This is a genomic window from Rhodococcus sp. IEGM 27 (assembly GCF_033142305.1).
In the GTDB taxonomy this organism is placed as follows: Bacteria; Actinomycetota; Actinomycetes; order Mycobacteriales; family Mycobacteriaceae; genus Rhodococcus_F; species Rhodococcus_F oxybenzonivorans.
On the sequence record NZ_JAWLSG010000007.1, the window covers coordinates 159,047 to 171,528 of the forward strand.

The following is a 12,482-nucleotide window of genomic DNA, read 5'->3' on the forward strand; positions in this document are numbered from 1 at the left end:
ATTTTCCAAACCTTACTCAGGAGTACGCCTCGGGTTCCCTATCGGGCATCCGGTTCGAAGCGTTTCACCCATTCCACATTCTGGAACGGCGCGCATTTTGCCTGATGGTGGGCGGGCGGATCGTCGGCGTGGCACCAGAGCGGCCACGACCGCAGCGGCGGCGGCGAGGCAGAGCAGGACCTCCGGCAGAGGCCCGAGGCGACTCGCCGGAGTCAGCTGGGTCCGCAGCGGCACCTCCGACACCAGGGCGGCGGGCACGAACAGTGACGTCTGTTCCACGGTGGAGCCGTCCGGCGCGATGATCGCACTGACACCGCTGGTGGCAGCGACCACCACCGCCCGCCCGTGCTCGACGGCCCGCACCTTCGACATGGCGAGTTGCTGATACGTCATCTCGGTATCGCCGAAGGTGGCGTTGTTCGTGGGAACGGCGAGCAGTTCCGCGCCGGCCCGCACCGATCCCTCGAAGGCGCGATCGAACGCCACTTCGTAGCAGGTGGCGACCCCGACGGGAACACCGTTCGCGTGGACGACGCCGTCGCCGTCGCCGGGTACGAAGTTGCCGGCCCGGTCGGCGTAGGAGGAGAAGTGCCGGAAGAAATCGCGGTAGGGCAGGTATTCGCCGAACGGTTGGATGATGCGTTTGTCGTGTCGTTCGCCCGGTCCCTCGTCGCCGTCCCAGACGATCACCGAATTGGTCGTGGTGCGGTCGCCGTTGACCAGCACCGCACCCACCAAAATCGGCGCGCCGATCGCTTCGGACGCGCGGGAGATGTCCGCGGCCGCGTCCGCGTTACGCAGCGGGTCGATATCGGACGCGTTCTCCGGCCAGACGACGACATCCGGTTGCGGCGCCGCCCCCGCGGCAACCTCGTCGGCCAGTTGGAGTGTGCGCCGCACGTGATTGTCGAGGACCCGTTTGCGTTGGTCGTTGAAGTCGAGCCCCAGTTTGGGCACGCTCCCCTGGATTGCCGCGACGGTAATCGTCCGGTCTCCCGACCCCATGTCGGCGAGCGCCGGCGCCAACGCCACCGAAAGCACCGTGGCAGCGAGGGCCGCGGCCAGACCGCCTGCAAGAGGTCGCTTCCAGTCCGCCGCGCCGTGCGCCCGAGCCCACACCGTCACGGCGACGGAGGCCAGTCCGGCGCCCGTCAAGGCCACCCCGAAGCTGAGCAGTGGGGCGCCGCCGAGACTCGCCAACGGCAGTAGCCATCCCTCTGACTGCCCGAAAGCGAGCCTGCCCCAAGGGAAACCGCCGAACGGGATGCTGGCACGCAACCATTCGGTGAGTGACCAGCCGGCCGCGATCCACAGGGGCGCCCAGCGCAACCGGGACACGAGGACAGCCACCACCCCGAACAGGCCCACGAACACCGCCTCGACGGCCGCGAGCGCCAGCCACGGCAGGGCGCCGACGAACACGCCGATCCACGGCAACAGCGGTACCAGGAAGCCCAGACCCGCCAGGTACCCGTAGCCGAAGCCGGCGCGGAGTCGCGGCGCCGGCCCACCGGCCCCGGTGAGAACCAGGACAAGCAGTGCGACACCGACCGGTGCCAGGAACCACAGCGGCCGGGGAGGAAACCCAGCGAAGATCAGAAACCCGGCGGCCACGGACACGAGGCCACGCGACACCAGCCCGCGAACGCCAGTCGACCGGCCGGGCACGGCCTCGTCAGCGCTCATGGACGACGCTCCCCCGTCTGCGCTCATGGACGACGCTCCGCCGTCAGCGCTCATGGACGATGCTCCCCCGATGCACCGAACGCAGCAGCACCGGCGTGGGTGCGTCTTCGTCGAGTCGCGGCAGGGCGGGCACCCGGGACCGCGGATCGGTCGACCACCGCTGGACGGAATCCTGGGGTGCGCTGACCACCAGCTCCCCGGCATCCCACACCGCATACGACGCCGGGGCGCCAGGGTTGAGGGTGCCCGCCAGCCCGTCCCGGACCCCGCCGGCCCGCCAGGCCCCACGAGTGGCAGCGGAGAACGCGGCACGCGGCGAGATGCCGCTCCCCGGAGTCCGGTGCTGGACTGCCGCACGGACCATCGCCCACGGTTCGACCGGGGTCACGGGAGCGTCGGAACTCAGCGCCAGCGACACTCCGGCGGACGCGGCCGCGGAGAACGGGTTCAAGGTGAGGGCCCGGTCGCGGCCGAGACGCTGTGCGTAGAGACCGTTCGTCCCACCCCACAGGGCGTCGAACGCGGGCTGCACGCTGGCGATCACACCCCACGTCGCGAGGCGGGCCGCGTCTTCGGTGCTCATCATCTCGGCGTGCTCGAGCCGGTGTCCGGCCGCGGCGACGGCGGGTCCGCCGAGTTCGTCGGCCACCAGCGCGAGGGCATCGACCGCGGCCCGGACTGCGGCGTCACCGATCACGTGGAAGCCCGCCTGAATGCCGGCGATCGTGCAGGCCCGAAGGTGGGCCGCGATCTCGTCGACGGTGAGGTAGCTCTTCCCGGTGGTGCCGGGCGCATCGGCGTAGGGTTCGCGGAGCCACGCGGTGTGCGACCCGATGGAGCCATCGATGAACAGGTCGCCGCCGAGAGCGTGAGCGCCCGTGTCCTGCAGGAGCTTCCGGGCCTCCTCGACGTCGGAGACTGCTTGCCCCCAGTAACCTCGCACCTCCACTGCGTGGGAGGTGGACAACAATTCGCGGAAGTCGTCCAGTCCGGCGATGTCCGGACCGCCACACTCGTGCACCGCGACGATTCCGCGGGCGGCAATGGCGTCGAGCGCTGCGGCGCGGGCGGCTGCCCGCTGCCGTTCCGTCAGCAGGGATCGGGCGACCGTGCGGGCGGCGTGGTGCGCCTCGAAGGTCAGCGGTCCGTCCGGGGAGTAGCCCGCGGTTCCGTTCACATCGGGGACCAGCTGCCGCAGCGCAGTGGAGCACACCGCGGAGTGGACATCGATCCGCGAAAGGTACACCGGGCGGCCCGGCGCGGCCTCGTCCAACTGCGCCGTGGTGGGGCCGGCGCCCTCCGGCCAGTTCGAGTCGTCCCAGCCGTGCCCCCAGATGACGGCGTCGTCGTGGGTGCGAGCAAAGGACTGCAACCGGTCGAGGCACTCGCGCAGCGAGCCGACACCGACGAGGTCGAGGCCCACGATGTTCAGCCCCAGGGCGGTCACGTGGACGTGGGTGTCGACGAACGCCGGAGTGACGAACGCGCCGTCCAGGTTCACGACCTCGGCGTCCGGGTGCAGTGCGCGGGCTGCGCGGTCGTCGCCGACCCACACGACGGTTCCGTCGGTCACTGCCATCGACGTGGCGTCTGGTGCAAAGGAACTGTAGATTCGGCCGCCGACCAGCAGTTGGGTAGTCACGGGCACCTAGTGTGCCTGCTAGGGCAGAAGGCGTGGATCACGGGTCGGGGTTCGAGGTTGCGGATCGACTACCTCACCGTCGAACACGTCGTGCACCACCTCACCTTCGATCACTTCACCGCGGCCTCGACGAGGGGTACGCGCGAAGGCCTCGGCGCCGGCCGCGACGACGGCGGCGCGCTTGCCGGCAACCAGCACCACCACGGGCCGCAGCAGCCATCGGGTGGGCGGGATCAACAGAAGCAGCCCGAGAAGTGATGTGACGAGTCCGGGCACCACCATCAGCGCCGAACCGACCGCCACGAGGGCGCCATCCGCTACCGCCGCGCCCGGCGACCCCTTGCCGCCTGCGGCTGCACGCAACCCCTGAATCACTCGACGCCACTGCGAGCGCATCAGCATCAGTCCGACGAGCGATCCACCGAGGAAGAGGCAGGCTGTCCAGAGCACGCCGATCGTGCCGCCCACCCAAATGAGTGCGGCGATCTCCGCCACCACGTAGAGCAGAAACATTGCGGCGTACATGACGCCCCCTTTCGAACGGCGGATACCGACACTCTGGCCGTCTGTCCGTTCAACGTTCGAGGACGCCAGATTTCTCCCGGCACAGATCTCGAACCGCTCACAATCTAACCCTAAAGTTGACATTGAGAGTTGTGCCGTGATGCAGTTCTCTCGGATGGGGGATCTTCCGATCCCGCGCACAACAAGGAGCCGCTATGTTCCGGTCCACCCTGTTCCGCCGTGCCACGACGGTATTGGCATCGGCCGCTGTCGCCTGCACGCTGTCGGCCGCACCCGCCTCGGCCCAGCCCCTACCCGATGCGGCTCGGGGCATCGGGGAACTGCAGGCGCTGGCCGCCGAGATGTCGCCGGTGGCGAGCAACGCGGTGAACCAACTCCTCGGCGCCAGCGTCTTCGTCCCGAAGGATGTGCTCGAACTCGGGCTCACCACGCCCCAGGACTTCATGTACCCGTCCCCCACCCTGGGATGCGGTGTCGCCGACGAGCCGGCGACCGTCACCCTCGCAAGCGCTCAGGCAGGACCGAATCTCTTTCCCCCGATCACCGCCGGCCAGCTGCGATTCCAGGCAATTCCCGCCTACGTGGCGATACCGCAGTCCTCCGACCTCAGTGTTGCCTGGATCAACCTGAACACCTTCCAGGGCGGGATCGTGAAACTCGACGACCGCCTGCCCATCATCAACACCCCGCTGCTGTCGAAGATCGTCGACACGGGTGCGGGCACGGTGCTCGGCACGATGTTCGGCACCGTGAGCTATCCCGGCAACGTCAACTGCACGGTGGTCCCGACCGTCGGCACGTTCACGTCCTGACCGTCACGGCGGCGGACGAGCCTACGAGCCGGGCCGCACCAGGCCCGTCTCGTAGGCCAGGACCACCGCCTGCACCCGGTCCCGCACATTCAATTTGGTGAGTATCCGGCCGATGTGCGATTTCACCGTCGACTCGGACAGGAACAGACTTTCCGCGATCTCCGTGTTCGACAATCCGGTGGCGACCAGCTGCAGCACTTCCCGCTCCCGCTCGGTCAGCACGTCCAGTACCGCCGGGTCGCGGCGCGGAGCCCGGCCTTCGTCGAGGAAACGGGCCAGCAGTCGCCGCGTCACCTTCGGCGACACCACAGCGTCTCCCGCCGCCACACTGCGGATGGCCGACACCAGGTCCTCCGAGGGGGTGTCCTTGAGCAGAAAGCCACTGGCCCCCGCCCGCAACGCCCCCATTGCGTGCTCGTCGAGGTCGAAGGTCGTCATGACGAGTACGCGGCTGGCGACCCCGGATTCGAGTATCTGCGCCGTCGCACTGACCCCGTCCACCACCGGCATGCGCACATCCATCAGCACGACATCGGGTTCAAGTTTACGGACCGCCGCCACCGCGGCCGCCCCGTCGCCCGCCTCGCCGACCACCACGATGTCGTCCTGCGCGTCGAGCACCATATTGAGGCCCATACGCATCAATTCCTGGTCGTCCACAAGTAGCACGGTGATCGGCACAGCGCCAACCTAGCACCGCCATGCCCCGCGTTGCGGATCCACAAAGGTGGCGCCTGTGGTCTTGGCCGGCGATTCCGACTGCCGCAACACCCAGCAGGCACCTGAGGCCGCGAGGGTGAGGTCCGGTCTCCCGGACCAAACCCGCCTCGGCGGAATAGGCTTGTAGCTGAGCGTCTATCACACGTCCGGACTCGAGCGGGAAGGGTGCTGATGCGCGAGGTACTGGCGGACCTGATGGCGGTGTGGACCGCGGGCGGGACGGCGGGTGTCGGAACCGTGGTCCGCACATTCCGATCCGCTCCGCGACCGCCGGGGGCATCGATGGTCGTGGCACCCGATGGGACTGCATCCGGTTCCGTGTCCGGTGGGTGTGTCGAGGGAGCGGTCTACGAACTTGCATGCGAGGTCACGGCGTCCGGCACGCCGGTGCTGCAGCGGTACGGGATCAGCGACGAGAACGCGTTCGAGGTGGGTCTCACCTGTGGTGGAATCATCGACATTTTCGTCGAACCGGTGTCGCGCAACACTTTCCCCGAGCTCGATGAGATCGCCCAGGACATCGACAATCACCTGCCGGTCGCCGTGGCCACCGTTGTCGCGCATCCCGATGCCGCGCGGGTGGGGCGACGTCTGGTCGTCCGGCCCGAGAACGTGAGCGGTTCACTCGGCTCCGACCGAGCCGATTCCGCGGTGACCGACGACGCCCGGGGGCTCCTCGCGGCGGGCGGCAGCACGGTGCTGACGTACGGCACCGACGGTCAGCGCCGCGGCGAGGGCATGGAGGTGTTCGTCGCCAGTTACGCGCCGAGGCCGCGCATGCTCGTGTTCGGGGCCATCGACTTCGCCGCCGCGGTGGCCCGGCAGGGCGCCTTCATGGGATACCGGGTGACGGTCTGCGACGCCCGTCCGGTGTTCGCGACGCACGCGCGGTTCCCGACGGCCGACGAAGTGGTGGTGGACTGGCCGCACCGGTATCTCGCTGCGCAGGCAGAGGCACAGGCCATCGACGGCCGGACCGTGATCTGCGTACTCACCCACGACCCCAAGTTCGACGTTCCCCTCCTCGAGACGGCACTACGCATCCCCGACGTCGCCTACATAGGCGCCATGGGATCACGCCGAACCGATCAGGACCGGCGCGAACGCCTCCGCGAGGCCGGTCTGACCGACACCGAGCTCGACCGGCTGTCGAGCCCCATCGGCCTGGACATCGGTGCCAGGACACCCGAGGAGACGGCGGTGTCCATCGCCGCCGAGATCATCGCCCGCCGGTGGGGTGGCACGGGGCGCCCACTAATGGAGTCGAGCGGCCGGATCCACCACGAGGAACCTGTCGATTTCTGCGTCGACTAGGGCGGTTTACCGGGGTTGACGGACCACCGGTTCTTGCGCAGGCTGAGAGGATCCACATTTGTGAGGTAGGTCACAATGCAAGTTCCAGGATCCTTCGAATACGAGCGTGCCACGGGCGTCGAGGACGCCATCGCCCTGCTCGACCGGCTGGGCGACGAAGCCCGCCTCGTCGCTGGCGGCCACAGCCTGCTCCCCATGATGAAACTTCGCCTCGCCAATCCCGAGTACCTCATCGACATCAACGACCTCGAGGGCGAACTCGGCTACATCACGACCGAGCGGTCGAGGCTGCGGATCGGTGCGATGACACGGCACCGCCGGCTACTCGAATCAGACGAACTCGCGGCGGCGTTCCCCCTCTTCCGCGACGCGGAGAAGGTGATCGCCGACCCGGTGGTCCGCAACCGCGGAACCATTGGCGGATCTCTGTGTCAGGCGGATCCGGCCGAGGATCTCACCACGGTCTGCTCTCTACTCGACGCCACGTGCGTGGTGCGCGGGCCCGGCGGACGTCGCGAGATCCCGATGTCCGAGTTCCTCGTCGGACCATACGAGACGGCGCTCGCACACAACGAAATGCTCATCGAGATCGTGATACCGGTTCACGGCCACAGTTCCAGTGCGTACGCCAAGATTGCACGGCGAACCGGAGATTGGGCGATCGCCGCGGCCGGCGCCGCAGTCACGGTGGAGGGCGGCGAGATAGCCCGGGCAGCCGTCGGCCTGACCGCCGTGAACCCGGATCCGTCCGGGCTCTCGGCCATTGCCGACTACCTGACCGGACGTCCCCCCTCCGAGGAGGCGTTCGCCCAAGCCGGACGGTTGGCCGCACAGGCCTGCGAGCCCGTCGGAGACGCCCGCGGCACCGTCGACTACAAGCGCCATCTCGCATCCGAACTCACGATCCGCACACTCCGCACAGCGGTCGACCGGGTGCTCCGCAGCGATGTGGAGCACGAGCCGACCGGAGAAGAGGCATAGCCATGCAGGTGAACATGACCGTCAACGGCGAGGCAGTGAGCGCCGAGGTGGAACCGCGCATGCTGCTGGTCCATTTCCTCCGCGACCAGCTCGGTCTGACCGGGACCCATTGGGGCTGCGACACCAGCAACTGCGGGACGTGTGTCGTCACCGTGGACGGCGATCCGGTGAAGTCGTGCACGATGCTCGCCGCGATGGCGAGCGGGCACGACGTCCGCACGGTCGAGGGTCTCGAACACGACGGCGAACTCGATCCCCTTCAGCAGGGCTTCATGCAGTGCCACGGACTGCAGTGCGGGTTCTGCACCCCCGGCATGATGATGACGGCGCGGGCACTGCTCGACCGGGAGGAGAGCCCCGACGAGGCCACCATCCGGGAAGCGATCTCCGGGCAGATCTGCCGCTGCACCGGATACACCACGATCGTGCGCTCGATCCAGTGGGCGGCGGACCATCGGGCGGGCGAGGCCGCCGAGCCGGAACCGGCCGGCGACTTCGACGCGGAGGTCCAGGAGGACAAGACGCGGGGCGCCGAGGGCGCACCGATGACAGTCGAGGAACACGCGACCACGGGAAGTAAGTCATGACCACCGTCGAATCGCGTCCGCCATCGGGCGACGCCGAAATTATCGACAACGACAAGAAGCCCTGTGGCCACGGCCGCATGCTCCGGAAGGAGGATCCCCGCTTCATCCGGGGGCTCGGGAATTACGTCGACGACATCACCCTCCCCGGCATGCTGCACCTGGCGATCCTGCGGTCGCCGGTCGCGCATGCACGGATCGTGAGCATCGATACCTCTGCGGCACAGGAACACCCGAAGGTGACCGCGGTAGTGACGGGCGCCGACCTCGCCGCGAAGAACCTCGCGTGGATGCCGACCCTGTCCAACGACGTGCAGGCCGTACTCGCCACCGACAAGGTGCGGTTCCAAGGTCAGGAAGTCGCATTCGTCATCGCTGAGGACCGCTATTCGGCTCGGGACGCGCTGGAGCTGATCGACGTCGAGTACGACATGCTCGATCCTGTCGTCGACGCCCGCAGGGCGCTCTCACCCGACGCACCGGTGATCCGTGACGATCTCGACGGCAAAACGGACAACCACTGCTTCGACTGGGAGACGGGCGACGCCGCCGCGACCGAGGCCGTGTTCGCGAGGGCGGACGTCGTGGTCAAGCAGGAGATCGTCTACCCGAGGGTGCATCCGGCGCCGATGGAGACGTGCGGTGCGATCGCCGACGTCGACAAGGTGTCCGGCAAGTTGACGCTGTACTCCACGTCGCAGGCCCCGCACGCGCACCGGACGGTCTACGCCCTGGTCTCGGGGATCCCGGAGCACAAGATTCGGGTGGTGTCCCCGGACATCGGCGGCGGATTCGGCAACAAGGTCCCGATCTACCCGGGATACGTGTGTGCCATCGTGGCGTCGCTGGTGACGGGCAAACCGGTGAAGTGGATGGAGGATCGCAGCGAGAACCTGATGAGCACGGGCTTCGCCCGCGACTACATCATGGTCGGCGAGATCGCTGCGACCAAAGAGGGCAAGATGCTCGCGATCCGCACGAAGGTGCTGGCCGACCACGGTGCGTTCAACGGCACTGCGGCCCCGGTGAAGTATCCGGCGGGTTTCTTCGGCGTCTTCACCGGCAGCTACGACATAGAGGCCGCGCACTGCGCGATGACGGCGGTCTACACGAACAAGGCGCCCGGCGGGGTGGCGTACGCGTGCTCGTTCCGCATCACCGAGGCCGTGTATCTGGTCGAGCGGCTCGTCGACTGCCTGGCGTTCGACCTGAAGATGGATCCGGCGGAGCTTCGGCTGAAGAACCTGCTGCGTCCCGACCAGTTCCCCTACACCAGCAAGACCGGCTGGGTGTACGACTCGGGCGACTACGAGACCACCCTGCGCAAAGCCATGGACCTGATCGGCTACCAGCAGTTGCGGGAGGAACAGAAGGAACGCCGCGAACGCGGTGAGCTGATGGGTATCGGCATGGCGTTCTTCACCGAGGCCGTCGGCGCCGGTCCGCGGAAGGACATGGACATTCTCGGCCTGGGCATGGCCGACGGGTGCGAACTGCGCGTCCACCCCACCGGAAAAGCCGTCCTCCGGTTGTCGGTGCAGACCCAGGGACAGGGGCACGAGACGACGTTCGCCCAAATCGTCGCGGAGGAACTCGGCATTCCACCGGACGACATCGACGTCGTGCACGGCGACACCGACAACACACCGTTCGGGCTCGGCACGTACGGCAGCCGGTCCACGCCGGTGTCGGGCGCGGCCGCGGCGCTGGTGGCCCGCAAGGTACGGGACAAGGCGAAGATCATCGCGTCCGGGATGCTCGAGGCCTCGGTCGCGGATCTGGAATGGGAGAAAGGCGAATTCCATGTGAAGGGTGATCCCTCAGCGAAGGTGACCATCCAGGACATCGCGATGCGGGCACACGGCGCCGGTGATCTGCCGGAGGGCATCGAGGGCGGACTCGACGCGCAGATCTGCTACAACCCGGAGAATCTGACGTACCCCTACGGCGCGTACTTCTGCGTCGTCGACATCGATCCCGGCACCGCGGTGGTGAAAGTGCGGCGGTTCCTCGCCGTCGACGACTGCGGCACCCGCATCAACCCGATGATCATCGAGGGCCAGGTGCACGGCGGCATCGTCGACGGCATCGGGATGGCGTTGATGGAGATCATCGAATTCGACGAGGACGGCAACTGCCTCGGCGGATCGCTGATGGACTACCTGATCCCCACGGCGCTGGAGGTGCCGAAGCTGGAGACCGGCTTCACCGTCACCCCGTCACCCCATCACCCGATCGGCGCCAAGGGCATCGGCGAGTCCGCGACGGTCGGGTCTCCGCCGGCCGTGGTGAACGCCGTCGTGGATGCGCTCGCCCCGTTCGGTGTGCGGCACGCCGACATGCCGCTCACCCCGTCCCGGGTGTGGGAGGCCATGCAGGGCCGCGCGACACCACCGATCTGAACGTTGCCCGGCTCTCGGCAGGAGGCCCGATGGATCTGAAAGAGCGTGCGGCGCAATTGGTGCGCGACCGCAGGCCGTTCGTCCACGCGACCGTGGTGCGAGCGCAGCCACCCACGTCCAGCCATACCGGTGACGAGGCGATTCTCCTGCAGGACGGGACCATCGAGGGTTTCGTCGGCGGCCAGTGCGCGCAGAACTCGGTGCGCACGGCAGCCCTGGGTGTGCTGAAGACCAACGAGAGCGTGCTGCTGCGGGTCCTTCCCGACGGGGCCGTGCAGTTCCCCGAGATGCCGGGCGCATCCGTCGTGGTGAATCCGTGCTTGTCCGGTGGCGCCATGGAGATCTTTCTCGAGCCGCAACTGCCACCGCCGGTGGTGCGGATCTACGGCACCACACCGATCGCGCAGGCGTTGACGCACATTTCGGAATTGCTGGAGTTCTCCGTCGAGCACGACGACGCCGGTCTCGAACAGTTCACGGGCACGACGGCCGTGGTGCTGGCCGGTCACGGCGGCCCCGAGGCGGACGTCATTCGCGCGGCGCTCGACGCCGGGGTCGGATACGTCGGGCTCGTCGCCAGCCGGACTCGGGGCGGCGCCATCCTCGACGCCCTGGGTCTCACCGAATCCGAGCGGGCCAGGGTACATACCCCGGTCGGCCTGAACATCGGGGCGCGGACGTCGGCGGAGATCGCGGTGTCGATCGCCGCAGAACTGGTGCACGAACTGCGCACCGCGGGACTACGTGCGCCCGAGGACGATACGCCTCCGCGGGAGGCGGTGACGGAAGCGGTCGATCCGGTGTGCGGGATGCGCGTCTCGGTCCGGCCGGATACTGTCCACCTGCGGCGCGGCGGTGACGACTTCTGGTTCTGCGGGCCGGGTTGCCGGACTTCGTTCGCGCAGGGAACGGAAGCGGTATGACGACACCCTTCGAGGATGTGGCGGAGGTGATCCGGCGCTTCGATGCCGAGGACTACCTCCTCGACTTCGGAACCGCGTCCGCTCTGTATCTCGCGGCGGCGCTGAGCCGTCCGCTCCTGCTCGAAGGCGAACCCGGAGTCGGTAAGACCACCGCGGCGAAGGCTCTCGCGGCCGTCCTCGGCGCCCCACTGATCCGCTTACAGTGCTACGAGGGCCTCACCGCGAACGAGGCCCTCTACGACTGGAACTACCAGCGGCAGTTGCTCACCATCCGGCTGGCCGAATCGCGGGGTGACGGTCTGACCGAGGACGATCTGTTCACCGAGGAATTCCTGCTCGAGCGTCCGATCCTCCATTGCGTGAGATATCGGGGACCGACCCCGCCCGTCCTGCTGATCGACGAAATAGACCGAGCCGACGACGAGTTCGAGGCACTCCTCCTCGAATTTCTGGGCGAGGCGTCGGTCACCGTACCCGAACTCGGAACGTTCACGGCCGAACATCACCCCGTCGTCGTGCTGACATCCAACCGGAGTCGCGACCTCCACGACGCGCTGCGCAGGCGGTGCCTCTACCACTGGATCGACTATCCGGAGCCGGCCCGGGCGGCCGCCATCGTGCGCCGCACGGTCCCCGTGGCGACGGCACCCCTCATCGAGCACGCCACCCGCTTCGTCGGCCGGGCCCGCGAACTCGATCTCGACAAGCCGCCCGGAATCGCCGAGACGATCGACTGGGTATCCGCACTCGCGGCCCTGGGTGTGGCGGATCTGGTTCGCGACGACGCAATTCAAAGCTTGAGTGCCCTCGCGAAGACCCCTGACGACCGCACAATAGTTCAAGACGCATTCACCGACTATGCGCACGTCCTGGCCACCGGATGAAAAGGCAAC

The 12,482-nt window shown here is 67.8% G+C and carries 11 protein-coding genes; 7 read left to right on the forward strand and 4 right to left on the reverse strand.

The features are described from left to right. Positions 1–12: 12 nt before the first annotated feature. The 3 genes from lnt to R4P95_RS23880 are packed head-to-tail and all read right to left on the reverse strand — an operon-like array spanning position 13 to position 3,853. Positions 13–1,686, reverse strand: a complete 1,674-nt coding sequence (gene lnt / locus R4P95_RS23870) for an apolipoprotein N-acyltransferase (protein WP_317745116.1) — start codon at positions 1,684–1,686, stop codon at positions 13–15. A gap of 43 nt (positions 1,687–1,729) precedes the next feature. Then, positions 1,730–3,334 (reverse strand): amidohydrolase, encoded by a 1,605-nt coding sequence (locus R4P95_RS23875; RefSeq protein ID WP_317744748.1) that lies wholly within the window; start codon positions 3,332–3,334, stop codon positions 1,730–1,732. Between the two features lie 12 nt (positions 3,335–3,346). Next, complete coding sequence (locus R4P95_RS23880) at positions 3,347–3,853, reverse strand: FxsA family protein (RefSeq protein ID WP_317744746.1); 507 nt, start codon at positions 3,851–3,853, stop codon at positions 3,347–3,349. 194 nt (positions 3,854–4,047) lie between these two features. On the opposite strand from R4P95_RS23880, the gene R4P95_RS23885 reads away from it, so the two are divergent. After that, a complete protein-coding gene (locus R4P95_RS23885; RefSeq protein ID WP_213572222.1) occupies positions 4,048–4,665 on the forward strand; it encodes a hypothetical protein in 618 nt (205 codons plus the stop codon). A gap of 21 nt (positions 4,666–4,686) precedes the next feature. Here the strand turns inward: R4P95_RS23885 and R4P95_RS23890 are convergent, their stop codons facing one another. After that, the gene (locus R4P95_RS23890) at positions 4,687–5,346 is read right to left on the reverse strand and encodes a response regulator transcription factor (RefSeq protein WP_317744744.1); all 660 of its coding nucleotides are present in this window, start codon (positions 5,344–5,346) and stop codon (positions 4,687–4,689) included. Between the two features lie 210 nt (positions 5,347–5,556). On the opposite strand from R4P95_RS23890, the gene R4P95_RS23895 reads away from it, so the two are divergent. From R4P95_RS23895 to R4P95_RS23920, 6 genes are all read left to right on the forward strand, one after another. Next, positions 5,557–6,699, forward strand: a complete 1,143-nt coding sequence (locus R4P95_RS23895; protein WP_213572224.1) for an XdhC family protein — start codon at positions 5,557–5,559, stop codon at positions 6,697–6,699. 75 nt (positions 6,700–6,774) lie between these two features. Further along, the gene (locus R4P95_RS23900) at positions 6,775–7,680 is read left to right on the forward strand and encodes a xanthine dehydrogenase family protein subunit M (RefSeq protein ID WP_317744743.1); all 906 of its coding nucleotides are present in this window, start codon (positions 6,775–6,777) and stop codon (positions 7,678–7,680) included. 2 nt (positions 7,681–7,682) lie between these two features. Further along, positions 7,683–8,267, forward strand: coding sequence for a (2Fe-2S)-binding protein (locus R4P95_RS23905; protein ID WP_317744741.1), 585 nt, complete (start codon positions 7,683–7,685; stop codon positions 8,265–8,267). Continuing rightward, on the forward strand, positions 8,264–10,666 hold the full coding sequence (locus R4P95_RS23910) for an aerobic carbon-monoxide dehydrogenase large subunit (RefSeq protein ID WP_317744739.1): 2,403 nt from the start codon (positions 8,264–8,266) through the stop codon (positions 10,664–10,666). The genes R4P95_RS23905 and R4P95_RS23910 overlap by 4 nt, the downstream gene beginning before the upstream one ends. Before the next feature lie 29 nt (positions 10,667–10,695). Next, positions 10,696–11,589, forward strand: coding sequence for an XdhC family protein (locus tag R4P95_RS23915; RefSeq protein WP_213572228.1), 894 nt, complete (start codon positions 10,696–10,698; stop codon positions 11,587–11,589). Next, the gene (locus tag R4P95_RS23920; protein ID WP_317744737.1) at positions 11,586–12,473 is read left to right on the forward strand and encodes a MoxR family ATPase; all 888 of its coding nucleotides are present in this window, start codon (positions 11,586–11,588) and stop codon (positions 12,471–12,473) included. Before R4P95_RS23915 ends, R4P95_RS23920 begins: the two co-directional genes overlap by 4 nt. Positions 12,474–12,482: the final 9 nt, after the last annotated feature.

Coding starts and splice junctions, on each gene's coding strand:
- lnt (WP_317745116.1), bottom strand. CDS start 1,686: ATGAGCGCTGACGAGGCCGTGCCCGGCCGGTCGACTGGCGTTCGCGGG.
- R4P95_RS23900 (WP_317744743.1), top strand. CDS start 6,775: ATGCAAGTTCCAGGATCCTTCGAATACGAGCGTGCCACGGGCGTCGAG.
- R4P95_RS23920 (WP_317744737.1), top strand. CDS start 11,586: ATGACGACACCCTTCGAGGATGTGGCGGAGGTGATCCGGCGCTTCGAT.
- R4P95_RS23880 (WP_317744746.1), bottom strand. CDS start 3,853: ATGTACGCCGCAATGTTTCTGCTCTACGTGGTGGCGGAGATCGCCGCA.
- R4P95_RS23905 (WP_317744741.1), top strand. CDS start 7,683: ATGCAGGTGAACATGACCGTCAACGGCGAGGCAGTGAGCGCCGAGGTG.
- R4P95_RS23910 (WP_317744739.1), top strand. CDS start 8,264: ATGACCACCGTCGAATCGCGTCCGCCATCGGGCGACGCCGAAATTATC.
- R4P95_RS23885 (WP_213572222.1), top strand. CDS start 4,048: ATGTTCCGGTCCACCCTGTTCCGCCGTGCCACGACGGTATTGGCATCG.
- R4P95_RS23895 (WP_213572224.1), top strand. CDS start 5,557: ATGCGCGAGGTACTGGCGGACCTGATGGCGGTGTGGACCGCGGGCGGG.
- R4P95_RS23915 (WP_213572228.1), top strand. CDS start 10,696: ATGGATCTGAAAGAGCGTGCGGCGCAATTGGTGCGCGACCGCAGGCCG.